The sequence below is a fragment of the Clostridium sp. CM028 genome, from assembly GCF_030585565.1.
GTDB lineage: Bacteria > Bacillota > Clostridia > Clostridiales > Clostridiaceae > Clostridium_AD > Clostridium_AD estertheticum_B.
The window spans coordinates 791,256-809,072 of the sequence record NZ_CP077766.1 but is presented as its reverse complement, the minus strand read 5'-3'; the positions used below and the strand labels follow the sequence as shown (position 1 = coordinate 809,072).

At 30.8% G+C, this 17,817-nt stretch carries 12 protein-coding genes; 10 read left to right on the top strand and 2 right to left on the bottom strand.

The annotated features are described in order from the left end of the window. Positions 1–193 precede the first annotated feature (193 nt). The 9 genes from aroF (at position 194) to htpG (ending at position 10,283) form a co-directional block, all read left to right on the top strand. Positions 194–1,207 carry a 3-deoxy-7-phosphoheptulonate synthase gene (gene aroF / locus KTC94_RS03910; protein WP_216304052.1) on the top strand — a complete coding sequence of 338 codons (1,014 nt, stop codon included), beginning with the start codon at positions 194–196 and terminating at the stop codon, positions 1,205–1,207. Between the two features lie 12 nt (positions 1,208–1,219). Further along, on the top strand, positions 1,220–2,080 hold the full coding sequence (locus tag KTC94_RS03905; RefSeq protein ID WP_216304051.1) for a prephenate dehydrogenase: 861 nt from the start codon (positions 1,220–1,222) through the stop codon (positions 2,078–2,080). Then, positions 2,073–3,149: a 3-dehydroquinate synthase gene (aroB, locus tag KTC94_RS03900; protein ID WP_216304050.1), complete on the top strand. Its 1,077-nt coding sequence runs from the start codon at positions 2,073–2,075 to the stop codon at positions 3,147–3,149. Before KTC94_RS03905 ends, aroB begins: the two co-directional genes overlap by 8 nt. A 28-nt stretch (positions 3,150–3,177) precedes the next feature. Beyond that, on the top strand, positions 3,178–4,470 hold the full coding sequence (aroA, locus tag KTC94_RS03895) for a 3-phosphoshikimate 1-carboxyvinyltransferase (RefSeq protein WP_220320512.1): 1,293 nt from the start codon (positions 3,178–3,180) through the stop codon (positions 4,468–4,470). After that, positions 4,451–5,521 carry a chorismate synthase gene (gene aroC, locus KTC94_RS03890; RefSeq protein ID WP_220320511.1) on the top strand — a complete coding sequence of 357 codons (1,071 nt, stop codon included), beginning with the start codon at positions 4,451–4,453 and terminating at the stop codon, positions 5,519–5,521. Before aroA ends, aroC begins: the two co-directional genes overlap by 20 nt. Positions 5,522–5,534: 13 nt before the next feature. Continuing rightward, a complete protein-coding gene (gene pheA / locus KTC94_RS03885) occupies positions 5,535–6,674 on the top strand; it encodes a prephenate dehydratase (protein ID WP_220320510.1) in 1,140 nt (379 codons plus the stop codon). A gap of 40 nt (positions 6,675–6,714) precedes the next feature. After that, on the top strand, positions 6,715–7,530 hold the full coding sequence (gene aroE / locus KTC94_RS03880) for a shikimate dehydrogenase (RefSeq protein ID WP_220320509.1): 816 nt from the start codon (positions 6,715–6,717) through the stop codon (positions 7,528–7,530). An 11-nt stretch (positions 7,531–7,541) separates the two neighbouring features. Continuing rightward, a complete protein-coding gene (locus KTC94_RS03875; protein WP_216304045.1) occupies positions 7,542–8,051 on the top strand; it encodes a shikimate kinase in 510 nt (169 codons plus the stop codon). A 351-nt stretch (positions 8,052–8,402) separates the two neighbouring features. Continuing rightward, entirely contained in the window at positions 8,403–10,283 is a 1,881-nt protein-coding gene (gene htpG, locus KTC94_RS03870; RefSeq protein WP_216304044.1) for a molecular chaperone HtpG, read from the top strand. 141 nt (positions 10,284–10,424) lie between these two features. On the opposite strand, the gene KTC94_RS03865 is transcribed toward htpG, so the two are convergent. Both KTC94_RS03865 and KTC94_RS17720 read right to left on the bottom strand, forming a co-directional pair. After that, positions 10,425–10,742, bottom strand: a complete 318-nt coding sequence (locus tag KTC94_RS03865) for an IS3 family transposase (RefSeq protein ID WP_220320508.1) — start codon at positions 10,740–10,742, stop codon at positions 10,425–10,427. 281 nt (positions 10,743–11,023) lie between these two features. Continuing rightward, a complete protein-coding gene (locus tag KTC94_RS17720) occupies positions 11,024–11,173 on the bottom strand; it encodes an IS3 family transposase (protein ID WP_369811885.1) in 150 nt (49 codons plus the stop codon). A gap of 292 nt (positions 11,174–11,465) precedes the next feature. Between KTC94_RS17720 and KTC94_RS03860 the strand changes: the two genes are divergently transcribed. Then, positions 11,466–17,495: a non-ribosomal peptide synthetase gene (locus KTC94_RS03860; protein WP_220320507.1), complete on the top strand. Its 6,030-nt coding sequence runs from the start codon at positions 11,466–11,468 to the stop codon at positions 17,493–17,495. The last annotated feature ends 322 nt before the right edge of the window (positions 17,496–17,817 follow it).

The window sequence follows — 17,817 nt, the reverse complement described above, 5'->3', positions numbered from 1 at the left end:
AAAACTATGATACCAGCGTATGCTGATTTATAGAAAGTAAACTAAGTCTGTACGCAAGGAGGACTCATTATAGGGGTTCTCCTTTTTTAAAAGGAAGACCCATTATAAGGGGTCTTCCTTTTTTTATAATTTTTTATAAGTTAAATGACTTATTAAGACTAAGATCAAAATAATATTTTAGGAGGAATTTTAAATGGTAATCGTAATGAAATCAACTGCAAAACAAGAACAGATTATGAATATTAAGAAAAAACTTGAGGGGTTAGGTTGTGCCATCTTTATTACACAGGGAGAAAACTGTTGCATTTTAGGGATTGTTGGAGACACAAGTTCAATAAATGCAGGCCAGATTGAAGCAGAGGAATGTGTTGATAATGTTATGAGAGTTCAAGCTCCTTACAAAAGAGCTAATAGACTTTTTCATCCTGATGATTCATTAATAAAGGTAGATAACAGAATAATAGGTGGAAAAGAACTAGCGATAATTGCAGGGCCTTGTGCTGTGGAAAGTGAAGAGCAATTGATAACTATTGCAAAAGATGTAAAGCTAGCAGGAGCTAATTTTCTAAGAGGCGGAGCTTACAAACCTAGAACTTCTCCATACGCATTTCAAGGAATGGAGGAAGAAGGATTAAAAATATTATTAGAAGCAAGAAAAATAACGGGGCTTCCAATAGTAACTGAAGTTATGAGTGTTGAACTAGTTGATAAAATATCGCAATATGCTGATGTACTTCAAATTGGAGCTAGAAATATGCAAAATTTCGATCTTTTAAAAGAAGTAGGAAGATGTAATAAGACAATACTTTTAAAGAGAGGTATGAGTGCAACAATTGAAGAACTTCTTATGTCTGCGGAGTACATAATGTCTGAAGGAAATCAAAATGTAGTTTTATGTGAAAGAGGTATTAGGACCTTCGAAACTTTCACAAGAAACACCTTAGATTTAAGTGCAATTCCAGTACTTAAGAGGCTTAGTCACTTGCCAGTTATAGTAGATCCAAGTCATGCCGCTGGTAAATGGTGGTTAGTAGAGTCACTTGCGAAAGCAGCTATAGCAGTTGGTGCAGATGGTCTTGAAATTGAGGTGCATAACGATCCTACCAATGCATTGTGTGATGGACAACAATCATTAAAACCGGAGAAATTTGAGGATCTTGTAAATTCCATAAGAGTAATTGCAAAAACACAAAATAGAATAGTTTAAGAGGTGGTAAATTTGGATTGTACAGACTTTAACATTACAATTGTAGGATTAGGACTTATAGGTGGCTCCTTTGCTATGGCACTAAGAGAATTAAAACCTAAAAATATTTGGGCTATTGACATTGATAAAGATGTTTTAGATATAGCTGAGGAAATGAACATTATTGATAAAGGATATACAAGTCCAGAAATACCACTTAGTAATTCGGATATTGTGATACTTGCAGTTTATCCTCAAAAGACTATAGATTTTGTGAAAAACAATATGAACTTATTTAAAAGTGGAGCAGTTATTACAGATACTGCTGGAATTAAGAGTAATTTAATAAGTGAAATTATGATTGAACTTAGAGATGATTTAGATTTTATCGGTGGTCACCCAATGGCTGGAAAAGAAGAATCAGGGCTCAAGGCTGCAACTAAAGATATGTTTAAAAATGCTAACTATATCTTGACACCAATTAATGGAAATAAAGAGGAGAATATAAATTTAGTAACGGGGATAGTTAGGGGAATGGGGTGTAAAAGTGTGGTACGACTTACACCGAATCAGCATGATGATATAATTGCTTATACAAGCCAGTTACCACATGTTATAGCTGTTTCCTTAATAGATTGTAATAGTTTAATTGTCGGAATACCCCAGTTTGTTGGAGGAAGTTTTAAGGATACCACTAGAGTTGCTACTATAAATGGTGAATTATGGCCTGAATTACTTTTTTATAATGAAGAAAATATAGTTAGCAAAATTGAAGACTTTGAAAATAATATAAAAGAAATAAAAGATGCAATAATAAATCATGATGAAGCTTTTCTAAAGAAAAGGTTTGAGAATGCAACTAATAAGAGAAAGGAGATAAGTAAAGGTGTATAGTATAGAAGTTAAAGCTTCTAGCAGAAGCTATCCAATATACATTAAGAATGGATTACTAGAGGAAATTGGAGCAGAAGTTAAGAAGATATATAAAGGAAGAAAAATAGCCGTAGTAACAGATTCTAATGTTAATGGATTTTATGGGCAAAAGCTTATTTGTTCATTAAAAGAGTCAGGATTTGAAACTTTTAAAATTGTTGTAAAAGCTGGTGAAGAAAGCAAGTCGTTCGAAACTCTTTTAGAGGTGTATGATAAACTTTTAGATTTTAAGATAAACAGAGGAGATATTATAATTGCCTTAGGTGGTGGAGTTGTTGGAGATATGAGTGGTTTTGCAGCCGCAACTTTTTTAAGAGGGATTCCACTCATACAAATTCCAACTACATTACTAGCACAGGTGGATAGTAGTGTAGGTGGTAAGGTTGCAGTAGATTTGCCTCGTGGAAAGAACCTTGTGGGAAGTTTTTATAGCCCTACAGCAGTTTTTATTGATCCATTACTGCTTGGAACACTTAATGACAAGTTTTTTAGTGATGGAATGGGTGAAGTTATAAAATATGGAGCAATAAAAGATAGTGAGCTATTTTATACATTAATGAATTATGAAAACAAAGAAGCCCTTTTAAAAGAGATAGATAAAATCATTTATACTTGCCTTAGTATTAAGGCCGCTATTGTTGAAGATGATGAGTTGGATACTGGGGGCAGAATGTTATTAAACTATGGTCATACCATCGGTCACGCAATTGAGCAATTCTTTAATTTTGAGGTGTATTCCCATGGAGAAGCAGTGGCAATGGGGATGTATTCTATAACAAAACTAGGAGAAGAACTAGGAATGACTAAAACTGGAACAGCAAGTGCTATAAAAGATATTTTAATTAAGTATAATTTGCCTTGGATGTTACCTGAAATAAAAAGTGAGAATATAATTGAGACTATTAGTCATGATAAGAAAAACATTGGGGAATCCATGAATTTCATATTAATAGAATCCATTGGAAATAGTTTTATTGAAAAAATTAATGAAGCTAATATTAAGGGTTATCTGCAAAAAATTCTTAAATAATTATTATATTGAATTGAGGTGTTCGTCGATGAAGTCAGTTATAATTCAACCTTTTTCTTTGAATGGAAAAGTCAAAATTCCGCCTTCAAAATCATTATCCCATAGAGCGGTTATAGCTGCAGGATTAAGTGGCGATGAATGTGCCATTAATAATATTAGTATGTCTGAGGATATAATAGCTACTTGTGAAATAATGGAGAAACTTGGAGTTAAGATTAAACAATTCCCAAACAATCTTGTGGTATGTGGAAAAGGTAAGCTTCAGCTTGCATGCGGTGGAACTTTGGGAAGCGAGCTACAATGCAATGAAAGTGGATCAACACTACGTTTTTTAATTCCTATAGCAATTTTAACTGGAGAAAAAATAATCTTTAAAGGGAAGTCCAAACTAGTACAAAGAACACTTAAACCTTATTATGAAATTTTTGATAAGCAGAATATAAAGTACACTACTAACAATGGTTGTCTTCCTTTAACAATACACGGGAGCCTTAAACCTGGGATTTTTGAACTAAGAGGAGATGTAAGCTCTCAGTTCATTACCGGTCTTATTTATGCGCTGCCTCTATTAAATGGAGAGTCAACGGTTAAAATTACTAGTTCCATAGAATCTATTGGGTACATAGATTTAACCCTAGATGTGCTTTCTAAATTTGGGATAAAGGTAGAAAATAATAATTATAGAGAATTTAAAATAAAAGGAAATCAACATTTCATGAAAAGAGATTATAGAGTTGAGGGCGATTTTTCTCAAGCTGCATTTTACCTTGCTGCTGGTGTTTTAGGTGGAGAAATTGAATGCATTGATTTAAATATGGAATCACTTCAAGGAGACAAAGTAATATTGGACATAATTAAAAATATGGGCGGAAAGATTACTATTGAAGATGGTATTATAAGGGCTTCAAAATCAAATTTAAAAGGCACCGTTATTGATGCATCACAATGTCCTGACCTTGTACCAATTGCTGCGGTGCTTGGTGCTTTAAGCGATGGAACAACAGAGATCATTAATGCTGCTAGAGTTAGAATAAAAGAATCTGATAGATTAAAAGCTATAGCAACAGAGCTAAATAAAATTGGAGCAGAGGTTATTGAAAGAGAGGATTCACTTCTAATTCATGGTAAACCATGGCTTAAGGGCGGAATTGTAAGCAGTTGGAATGATCATAGAATAGCTATGGCTATGGCAATTGCTTCAATTAGATGCACGCAGAAGCTCACAATTGAGGATAGTGGGGCAGTGAAAAAATCCTATCCAGAGTTTTATGAGGATTTTAAGGGGTTAGGAGGAAAAGTTAATGAGCGGACAATGGGGTAAAAAAGTAAAGTATTCCATCTTTGGAGAATCGCATGGAAGAGGAATAGGAATAATTATTGATGGATTACCGCCAGGTATAAAGCTTGATATGGATTTTATTAATAGTGAAATGCAAAGACGCGCTCCAGGACGAGATGAATTTTCAACTAAAAGAAAAGAAGGTGATAAATTTGAAATACTAAGTGGATATTTTAATGGATATACCACAGGGACACCTCTTTGTAGCGTTATTTTTAATGAAAATCAAAATTCGAAGGATTACGATAAGTTAAAGGATTTAGTAAGACCGGGTCATGCTGATTTTACAGGAAAGGTTAAATATTCAGGCTTTAACGATTATAGAGGTGGCGGACATTTCTCAGGAAGAATTACAGCACCACTTGTTTTTGCAGGTGCTGTTGCGAAACAGATACTTTTTGATAAGGGAATCGAAATAGGAAGTCACATTTTAAGTATTGGGAATGTGTTTGATAGTTATTTTGATGGGGTCAATTTAAAGAAACAGATATTAGCAGATATTCTAAAGAAAGATTTTCCTGTAATTGATGATTCAAAGGGAAAAGAAATGAAGAACATTATATTAAAGGCGAAGGAAGAAACAGATTCGGTTGGAGGTATAATTGAAGCTACTATATTAAATGTGCCTTGTGGACTGGGGGAACCATTCTTTGATTCTATAGAGAGCAATTTAGCTCAATTACTATTTTCTGTGCCTGCAGTTAAGGGGGTAGAATTTGGCATGGGCTTTCAAATAACAAAACTTCGGGGAAGCGCATCAAATGATGTACCGTGCATTAAAAATGGGAGTGTATTGACGAAAACTAACAATAATGGTGGAATTAATGGTGGTATTTCTAATGGAATGCCGATAGTTTTTAGGGTAGCTATGAAACCAACACCTTCTATTGCAAAAACTCAAGATACCATTGATATGGTGACTTGTGAAAATTCGGAAGTATCTGTTACAGGAAGGCATGACCCTTGCATAGTTTTAAGAGCGCTAGCAGTGATAGAAGCTTGCGCTGCAATGAGTATTTTAGATTTTATTTGAAGGATGTGCTTTAATGAGTAAATTAGATGATTTTAATATAGATAATTTAAGAAGTGAAATTGATAAAATTGACTCAAGCCTTGTATCATTATTTGAAAAGCGTATGGAAGTAGTTTTAAAGGTAGCTGAATATAAAAAAAATAATCATATGGAAGTTTTAAATAAGGCTAGAGAAGAAATAGTTATAAAGAAGAATTTAGACTTAGTTAAAAATAAAAATTTGTTTTTAGAGGTAGAAGAATTTTTCAAATCCGTTATGGAAATAAGTAGAGGGTTTCAAAACAAAAATTTAAATCGGGAGGGGGCTTTTGCTACTGAGAAAAAGCTAACAGTTGGTTTTTATGGCGTAACAGGTTCCTTTAGCGAACAAGCTTTAAAGGGATATTTCGGTGAAAATGTGGACGCAAAAGCAATAAGTGAGTTTGAAGATATATTTTTGCAATTGAAATATGGGAAGATAAATTATGGTGTTATCCCTATAGAAAATTCTTCCACAGGAGCAATATCCGCGGTTTATGACCTTCTAAATAAATATAATTTTTATATAACAGGAGAAAAATATCTTAAAATAAGCCAAAACTTAATGGGAATTAGAGGATCAACACTAGATGATATCAAAGAGGTTTACTCTCATCCACAGGGATTAGAGCAAAGTATGGAATTTTTAAAAGGCTACAATCAGTGGAAGTTAGTTCCCTATAACAGCACTGCAAAAAGTGCGCAGTTAGTTAAAGATAGACAGGACAAAACCTTGGCAGCCATAGCTAGCGCTAAGGCAGCGGAAATATACAACCTTGAGATTTTGCAGAAAAATGTAAATTCAAATGCAACAAATATGACTAGGTTTGTTGTTATTGGTAAAGAGTTGGAGTCAACTAGCGGAAACAATAAAACAAGCTTAGTTTTATCTACTACCCACAAGGCAGGTTCGCTCTATCATGTTTTAAAGCATTTTGAAGAAAATGGTATAAACCTTTTGAAAATTGAATCTAGACCAATAAAGGATAAGCCATGGGAATATTTCTTTTACATAGATTTCCACGGAAACATAGATGAAGATAAAATTATATCTTCAATTAAGTTAATTAAAAAGAATAGCCGTTATTTTAAAATATTGGGCAATTATAAAAGTGAAATGATTGACAATGAATAAATGATATTAGTAAGTTTTACTTAAGAAATGAGGGTGAGTTATGTCAGGGTTATATGGTTTACTTGGAGAAAAACTATCACATAGTGTTTCGCCGCAAATACATTCAATGGTATTTAATAAATTGAATATGAAGGGTTATTATCATCTCTTCGAATTTAAAAGCAAAGATCTGAAAGCAGCAATGGCCGGATTTAATGTTATTAAACCAAGAGGTATTAATGTAACTATTCCTTATAAAATTAAGGTTATGGAATTACTTGATGAGGTTAGCATAGAAGCAAAAGCGATAGGATCTGTAAACACCCTAAAGTTTGAGGAAAACAAAACTATTGGATACAACACAGATTACTTTGGAATTGGAATGCTTTTCAATAAGTATGATATTGAAGTGAAAAATAAAAAAGCAACAATACTTGGAAACGGTGGAGTAGCAGTTACTGTGGTTCAATATTTATTAAATAAGGGAATAACTGAAATTACTGTAGTTACAAGAGATATCTCAAGGATTAAGGAAAACAGCAAATTTAATGGTTGTAAATTGATTTCTTATAATGAAATTCAAGGGCTTAAAGAGTCAGATATAGTGGTAAACTGTACACCACTTGGAATGTATCCTAATTTGGACAATTCTCCAATTGAAAAGAAACATATTGGTAAATTTGGCGCCGCTGTAGATATGATCTACAATCCTAAGGAAACCCTATTTTTAAAGTATGCGAAGGAGACGGGTTTAAAAGCAGTTAATGGTCTTTATATGCTAGTTGGCCAGGCAATTGCTGCTCAGGAAATCTGGAATGATATTAAGATCCCAAAGATAATAATTGATGAAATTTATGATGAACTAGAAAAGGGGTAGAAAATTAAAAGATGAAAAATATAGTTTTAATTGGGATGCCCGGTTGTGGTAAAAGTGTCATTGGAGAAATAATCGCAGAAAAGATAGAAATGGCATTTATAGACATAGATGCATATATTGAAGCTAGTACAAATCTTACGATTACTGAAATGTTTAAAAATGGTGAGGCTGGATTTAGAGACATAGAATCTAAAGTAGTTGAGAAATTATCTAAAAAAAATCGAGTAATTATTTCAACTGGCGGTGGAGTGATTAAAAAACATGAAAATATTTTAAATTTAAAGAAAAATGGTATTATAATTTACATAAACCGTCCTATTGAAAATATAGTAGCGGATATAGATGTTGAGACCCGCCCCTTACTAGCAAAAGATCCATCTAAGCTTTATAGATTGTTTGAGGAGAGAGGTCACTTGTACAAACAATATTGTGACTATGAGGTTATGAATACTAGTGATATTTACGATGTAGTGAATAATATCATAGAAATATATATAAATGAGATGTCGTTAATTAAATAACTTAACACAGAAAAAAAGCTGTTGATTATTAAACAGTATCGTTGAAAAATAATTGTAAACAAGTTTTTTATCATTTAGCATTGAGTAATATGGAAATTATTATTGTGAAATGAATTCAAATAAAGTAATATATATATAAGATTAAATTCAAAACAACAAATTATCTATATTTAAAATGGAGAGTCAAATCAGGAGTAAATTAATAAATGTTTGAGATGGAAGAAAAATATATTATGTACGTTGACAAATTATAAAAAAAGGTGTAGTTTATAACTAGCGTTAGCACTCGATAACATAGAGTGCTAACAAAATAAAAAATAAGAAGATTTGGTACGAAAGGGGAAATTTTAATTGGAAAAAAAGCAGTTTAAAACGGAGTCTAAGAGAATTCTCGATATGATGGTAAATTCAATATATACTCATAGGGATATTTTTTTAAGAGAACTTATCTCTAATGCTAGTGATGCTATTGATAAAATTTATTATAAGACATTAGCGGATGATTCATTGAATTTTGATAAGGGTAATTACTATATTACAATAGCCAGTGATAAGTTAACTAGAACAATAAAAATTTCTGATACAGGAATTGGAATGACAGAAGCTGAACTTAGTGATAACCTAGGAGTTATAGCTAAAAGTGGCTCTTTAGCATTCAAAAAAGAAAATGAAATAAAAGATGGGTACGACATAATTGGACAATTTGGAGTGGGATTTTATTCTGCATTTATGGTAGCGGATAATATTACTGTTATAAGTAAAGTTTTTGGTAGTGATGAAGCACATAAATGGGAATCTAATGGTGCAGAGGGTTATACCATAGAACCTTGCGCAAAAGATACTGTTGGAACAGAAATTATACTTAAAATAAAAGAGAATACAGAAGATGATAACTTTGATGAATTTCTTGATGAAAATGGACTAAAATCTATTGTAAAGAAATACTCCGATTTCATTAGGTATCCAATTAAAATGGATATAAGTCAGTCAAGACTTAAAGAAGGTAGTGAAACAGACTACGAAGACTTCGTTGAGGAAAAGACTGTAAACAGCATGGTTCCTATATGGAGAAAAAATAAAAGCGAACTTACTGATGAAGATTATGATAATTTTTACGCTGAAAAGCACTATGGATTTGACAAACCAGCAAGGCATATCCATATTAGTGTTGATGGTGTTATAAGTTATAATTCAATTTTATATATTCCAGAAAAAACGCCTTATGATTTCTATACAAAAGAATATGAAAAAGGCTTAGAATTATATTCAAGTGGTGTTTTAATCATGGATAAGTGTGCAGATTTATTGCCTGACTATTTTAGTTTTGTAAAAGGAATAGTTGATTCAGAAGATCTGTCGCTTAACATATCTAGAGAAGTACTGCAACATGATAGACAACTTAAACTTATAGCTAAAAACATTAAAACTAAAATTAAAAATGAGTTAGATAGTTTACTTAAAAATGAAAGAGAAAAATATGAAGAATTTTATGAAGCATTTGGAAGACAATTGAAGTATGGTATTTATAGCGATTTTGGAAGTAACAAAGATGTTTTGCAAGATTTATTGTTGTTTTATTCATCAAAGGAGAAAAAGAATGTTACTTTAGATGAATATGTTTCTAGAATGCCAGAGGATCAAAAATATATTTATTATGCTTCAGGAGAATCAAACGCGCGAATTGAAAAATTACCACAAATTGAAATGGTATCAGATAAGGGATTCGAAATTTTATATTTCACGGATGAGGTAGACGAATTCGCTGTGAAAATGATAATGAAGTACAAAGAAAAGGAATTTAAATCTGTATCAAGTGGTGACTTAGGTATAGAAGTAGATGAAAAAGAAAATCCTTCTAGCACTGATGAAAAAGACAATAAAGAATTATTTGAACATATGAAAAGTGTTTTAACAGGTAGAGTTAAGGATGTTAGGGCATCAAAAAGACTTAAGAACTACCCAGTATGTTTATCAAATGATGGTGACCTTACAATAGAAATGGAAAAAACATTAAATTCTATGCCTAACAATGAAAACATAAAAGCAGATAAGGTTTTAGAAATAAATATAAATAATGATATGTTTAAAGTACTTAAGGAATCTTTCGAAAAAGATAAAGTTAAGTTAGATTTATATACTAATATATTATATAATCAGGCGCTACTTATTGAAGGATTACCGATTAACGATCCGGTAGAATTCACAAACAATATATGTAAAGTAATGATATAAGAAAAATACGCTTTCAATAAAAATTTAAGAGAGCTTTGCAAAAGCGTTACAAATATATAAAAAAAGCATATGCTATATTTGGAAGATGGTTTCTGTATTGTGAAATATAACCCATAAACTGGACAGTTTAAAAAAAATGACCTATGTTAGCACTAAAAAGTGAGTCCTGTATTGAGCAGGGCTCATTTTATTTAATCCCCACTGGTATCTGTCATTATTATAGTAACTCATATAATTATCAACTATTTCTACTAACTCACCGAATGACATAGCTTGTTTATATTCCATCTCGTCTTTCATATGCCCGAAAAATGATTCCATAGGAGCATTATCTAAACAATTACCTTTTCTAGACTTTGATTGTGTCAGTCCTAATTCTTTAACACGAGATTGAAAATCTGCATTTGTATAATGAAATCCTTGATCAGGGTGTATAATTGTATCTGAATTATCTTCCAAATTAAGGTTACATTCTAACCTATTAAGCGTTTTTAACACTATACTCAATCTGATATTGTTTAAATTCTCGTTTTAATAGGTTTGATAGTGTTTTATGTTCATGGTTTGCTTTTAACATCTTAGCATAAGTCTTTGCCCTTCCTACCTTAGTAATTAAACTATATTTTTTCATAAGCCTTCTTATACGTTTGTGATTCGTTCATTTATTAATCCAGCTTCCCCCAAATGATCATAGATTTTTCTCCAGCGAGCCAGCGTATTGACTGGGTTTCGCTTTTCTATTATAGATATGTCAAATCCACAATGCCTAAAGAAATCCATAGGGGCTTTTTTAGAGTCCATTGATATCTATCTTTATTATAATAGTTCGCATAGTCCTTAATTTCATTTTTTACGCTTTTAGAATAGCAGGCTACCGCCTGAAAAATCATGTGATATTTTAAGTTGAATAATATATCGTGAATACATTTTTTTATCTCAAAGCTAACAAATTTAAATTATATAACGACTTATGGTCTAAAATATGTATTTCATGGTAATAGAGTTTACACTATTTGTACATCTGTGTAAAATGATTATTATAAAGTAATGCCCTATGTATGAAAGAGTATTAACATGTCTTACAAAACTATTATTTAGTATGGAGTGCAATGAGCAAGCAGCATATTGTAGTTCATAGAAGGAGTGGTTAATCACTGAATAAGAAGAATAGGTGGTATAAAAATGGTAAAAAAACAATTAAATGAAGAAGAAATACAAATTTATCCGTTAAGTTTATATCAAAAAGATGTATGGGTTGAACAATGCTTATATAAAGATAAACCAATATATAATATTGGTGGTTATGCAAATATTAATGGTCCTATCGAATACCAAATGTTTCAAAAATCGGTACAAAAGCTAATTGAAGACAATGATAGTTTAAGAATTAGAATATTTGAAAATGATGGACAACCTTCGCAGAAAATATTAAAAGAATTGAAATATGAGGTACCGTTTTATGATTTTTCCATAAAAGAATATGCGGAGAAATTTTCTTTGAATTGGATGCAAAAGGAATTTTTAAAACCATTTATTTTTGATAATGGTGAGAATTTATTTCGATTTGTTCTTATTAAAGTAAATAATAATAAGTATTTCTACTTTATGGAATCGCATCATATAGTATCAGATGGATGGGGATTTTCACTAATATTTAAAGAGACAGTTAATAATTATAACAATATAACTGAGACAAAAAGCAAGTTAGAAAAGTATTCCTATTTAGAATTTATAAAAGAAAATAAAAGATACCAAGAATCAGATACATATTTAAAAAACAAAATGTTTTGGAAGGATAAATTCAAACATATTCCAGAAGCTCTATTTACTAAGGGTGTGAATAGTAATGGAGGTATAGTTAGTAATAGAGAAAGCCTAGTAATAGAAAGAAAAGTGTATGATGAAATAATTGAATTTTCTAACAAAAGAAAATGTTCCGTATTTCACTTTTTTCTTGGTATATTAGCTGTATATTTCGGAGAGGTTTGCAATAAAGAAGAGGTAGTAATAGGAGTTCCCATATTAAACAGAACAAAAGCTAGCAATAAGCAAATAGTAGGACATTTTGCCAATGTTATACCATTAAAGATAGCTATAATAAAAGAAAAGACATTTTCATATATGATAAATGAAATAAGGATGGAATTAGGAGAGTGTTACAGACATCAAAAACTTTCTTTTGGTGAAATTTGCGGTAGCATTTATAAAGAAAGAAAAGACGGCTTATTTGATATAACTTTATCCTATGAACATCATAATTACGCAGCAAATTTTAATGGGGCAAAAACGAATATAAAAACGTTAAGTAATCATCATGAAAGAAATTCCATGAGCGTATTTATACGAGAGTTTGACGAGTGTAAAGATGTTGAGATTAACTTTGACTATAATATTGAAGTATTTAAAAAATTTATGCCTATAAAAGATGTAATTACACATATCCAATATTTAATTAAACATATTATAGATAGTGATGAAAAAAGTATTAATGATATTGAAATAATTACAGAACAAGAAAAACATCAGATATTATGTGATTTTAACGATACAAAGGCAGAATATCAAAAATATAAGACAATATATGAATTGTTTGAGGAACAGGTTGAAAAAACGCCAGATAATATAGCAGTAGTATTTGAAGATGAGAAGCTAACTTATAGAGAACTAAATGAGAAAGCCAATAGTTTAGCAAGAATATTGAGGGAAAAAGGCGTTAAACCAGACAGTGTAGTAGGAATAATGATAGAGAGTTCCCCGGAGATGATAGTAGGAATACTTGCAATTTTAAAAGCTGGAGGAGCCTATTTACCAATAGAACCAAGTTACCCACAAGAGAGAATAAAATACATATTGGAAAACAGTAAGTCTTCTATACTTATTACAAAGTCAGCATATATGGATCTATTTAACATTGAGGTAGAAATAATAGACATGGATAATACTGAAATCTATAATACTGATAAAGAGAATTTGGGGAAAGTAAATATACCCCAAGATTTAGCTTATATAATCTATACATCAGGGAGTACTGGAAAACCTAAAGGTGTTGTAATTACGCATGAGGCAGTGTTAAATACAATACAGGATATAAATAGTAAATTTGCAGTAAAAGAAAATGATAAAATCATAGGACTTTCTTCTGTGTGTTTTGATCTATCAGTATATGATATCTTTGGGGCTTTGAGTACAGGAGCAAAGCTTGTGCAAATTAAAGATCAACGAGATGTAAATAAAATTATTGAGGTATTAAAGGATAAAAGTATAACTATATGGAACTCAGTTCCTGCTATTATGGATATGTTAATAGAAAGTATAACAGAGCCATTTAAAAATGAAAATTTGAGACTAGTAATGTTAAGTGGAGATTGGATTCCTTTAAAATTGCCTGGAAAAATAAAAAAATATTTTCCAAATGCAGCAATAATAAGTTTAGGTGGTGCAACAGAAGCTTCTATTTGGTCTATCTATTATCCGGTTACGGAAGTTAAAATCGAATGGAATAGCATTCCATATGGAATGCCTTTATCTAATCAAAGTTTCTATGTGTTAAACAAAGAAATGAAGTTATGTCCATTTGGAATCCCTGGAAAGTTATATATTGGAGGAGTTGGATTAGCAAAAGGGTATATGAATGATATAGAAAAGACGAAAAATGCGTTTATTAATCATCCTGAGTTGGGTAAATTGTATAGTACTGGAGATTGGGGGAGATTTCGTAAAGAAGGATATATTGAATTTTTAGGTAGAAGAGATCATCAGGTGAAAATAAGAGGCTTTAGAATAGAACTTGGTGAAATAGAAAATCAGTTATTAAGGCAAGAAAATATAAAAGAAGCAGTAGTAGTAGATAGAGAAGACAAAAAAGGGAATAAATACTTATGTGCATATATAGTATTAAAAAAAGAAATGACAGTAGCAGAATTAAGAGAAAGTTTGTCAAAAGAACTACCAGACTACATGATACCGGCGTATTTTATACAGATAGAGAAGATACCACTAACACCAAATGGAAAGATAGATAGAAAAGCACTGCCAGAGCCAGATGGAGAAATAAGTACAGGAGTAGAATATGCAGTACCAAGAAATGATATAGAAGAGAAAATGGTAAAGGTATGGTCTGAAGTATTAGGAGTAAAAAAAGTAGGAATTGATGACAGTTTCTTTGAATTAGGGGGAGACTCAATTAAAGCCATTCGTATGATATCGAAACTGCGAGAATACGGTTATGAGATAGGTATAAGAAATATTATGAGAGATAGAACTATTCGAGCAATTCGTACAGGAATTAGTAAAGTAGAAATAAGTAATGCAGAACAATCAGAAATAGTAGGTAAAGTTGGGTTAACGCCAATACAAATAGACATCTTTACAAATAAGCTTGAAGTTCCAAATCATTTTAATCAATCCTTTATTCTTGAAAGTAAAGAAAGAATAAAGCAAGAAAGTCTTAAAAAGGCACTCACAGCAATTGTAGAGCATCATGATATACTTAGAGCAGTGTACAAAGATGATGAACTAACAATAAGGTCAAATTCTGAAGGTAGCTTGTATAACTTTAAGTATTATGATTTTTCTGATATTAAAGAAGAAGAAATATTATACAGAAAAATAGATGAAAGTGCAAATGAAATACAATCGAGTATTAATATTTCAACTGGACCATTAATGAAAGTAGGAGTATTCTGTACAGAATACAAAGACTATTTATTCATTTCCATTCATCATTTAGTGGTAGATGGAGTGTCGTGGCGAATCATTTTAGAAGACTTAAGCAGAGGATATTTAGCATCAAAAGAGAAAAAAGAAATTATACTTCCAGCAAAAACTGTTTCATTCAAGAAATGGAGTGAGACATTAAGAAGATATAGAGAGAGCAATGATTTGAAGAAAGAGATTGTTTATTGGAAAGATATTGAACAAAAGGTTAAAGAGAGTAAGATGGGATTTACAGTAAATGACGTCGAACATGGAATAAATGATGTTATTGTTCATTTAACTAGTGAACAAACAAATGATTTACTGTATAAAGCGGGACGAGCTTATGGGACAGAAATTAACGATTTGCTTTTAACAGCATTATTTAGAGCAGTTAATAAAGTTACAGGAATTAAGAGTGTGTCTGTAAGCGTTGAAGGGCATGGAAGAGAGCCAATAGGGTTCTCCATGGCAATTGACAGAACTGTAGGATGGTTTACAAGCGTTTATCCTGTAGCAATAAATGAAATCGGAGAAACAATAGTAAAGGACATATGTAAAATAAAAGAGACTCTAAGAAAAATTCCTAATCATGGAATTGGATATGGAGTGCTAAAAGTATTAGGAGATGATGTGCTGGAGGGAATAGAGCCTGATATCACATTTAATTATTTAGGGGAATTTGGACAGGAAAATAATACTGAGGATTTTTTATTAAGCAATATCTCTTGTGGACAAGAGATATCAGAAAAAAATAGATTTGGAACACCTATTTCAGTTAATGGTGCTATTATTAACAAAGAACTTAATCTAATTATCAATTTTGATAAGGAGAGATTCAGTAAATGTTTCATAGAAGATTTCAAAAGACAGTATGAAAAACAATTACTTGATATCATAGGGCACTGTGTAAAGGTAAGAAAAAGAGAGAGTATAGAAGTAAATGGACTAGAAATGAATAATAGTTACAATAATTACGATATGAATCAGTTTATTTGGTCAAGATTTAGTGTTGATAGTATTCTTAAGGTTATTAGTGTAGATAAGCAAGCATATTCTATATTATTTGTAGAAAACATGGATCAAAAAATCAGAAATGAAATTATTAACACAATAACTGAAAAATTGTCAATAAAACATATGCCACATTACTGTATTAATATGAGAAAACATCAACTCTCACAAAGCATAATGGATGAAAAGATGTTTAGAGAGATGTGTAGCGATAATAACTCTTTAAGCAATAAAGATTTTTCACAGATTGAATTAAAGAACTTTAATAATAATTTGAATAACAAAATTATAGACCAATATATAGCTTCTTGTATGCAAAAATCTTTTCTTGAAGCAACGGGCACTATAATAGAAGAAGTGATAACAATTAATGGAATTTATAGCCAAGATAAAATTATGGAAGCAGTTAAATTAGTTGTTCAAGAACAAAGTGTATTAAGAAGTTCATATGAGAAGTGTGATAGAGAATATATTATTTCCGAACATAAATATGATACTTCATGGTATGTTCCATATGTTGACTTAAGATACAGTTCCTATGAATATATCACTACCATTCATAAAGATATTTACGGAATGAAAAATGGAGAAGGTAACTGTGATGGTCGAAATAATTTGATTAGAATGGTGATTACTAGAGAGTCGGAAGTATGTCATAAACTCCATATTATAGCACATCATAGTGGATGGGATAAAGCCAGTACACAAATTTTAAATGATAGGTTAAATGATTTAATTAAATCTGATTCAACTGAAACATTAATTAAAACAACGTATAAAAATTATATTGAAGAGATTAAAAATTGTAATGGATTTACAAAAAATATTGGATATATGGCAGAATTAAAAATTGAAGATTTTATAGAAAATGTTAATGAATATGTTCGAGGTAATATAGATAATAATCTCGAAAAATCAATACTTTTAACAATAAAAATGGGACCAAAATCGTTGAAGGTTTTAAAAGAAAAGCCATGGAATTTATTAACTCATGTATTGAGAATTGTAGCAAGGGAGAATCAATTAATCTCACTAGATAAAACTATTATACCAATGTTTATTTTACAAGAAGATAGAAGAGGTAAGGAGAGAAATTATACCAATACAATGGGTGAATTTTTAGATATATTACCAATATTAATAGATTGCTCACAAGATGCAATTAAATGCGATATGCAAAAATACGTAGAAAAAGTTCAAAATATTAAAAAAGATGAAAATATTAATTATTTAGAACTTTTTAACAGGCAACAGCAAGATTTTTATTTATTAACTGCATCTGTTTTGTCAATCAATTATCATGGTATTTTTGAATTAACATATGATATAGTACAAAAAATGTTAAGTTTAGATAAGATAAGAAGGGCAACAGAAATTTTTGTTAATTGTTATTCAAACTATCTAGTTATATCATTTCCTATTTATAAGAAATGCATTAATAATTTAGAAAAAATCTTACAAGATGAATTCAACATATTAGAGACTAAATTTAGTGAGGGATAACATTTAAACTTCAAATGAAAAATGTGGATTCCACCATTCTCATTTAAAAGGTAAAACAGTTTATGGTCATCAATTAGTTACCGTTATGTTATTGTGCGATACTCTTGTGCTACCATATATCATCGTGGTGAAAATAAAGCATGAATCAATTAGTTAATTCACGAGGAAATACCACTAAAAAATAAAAGTGGTATTTTCTCATGATAAAAATAATATAAAGAGTAATGGATGAAAATTTATGAGTACCCTGGTTAACCAACTAAACTCCTTATTTATATATATTCAATTTGTTTATTAAAGGAATAAAGTGAATAATTTAAAA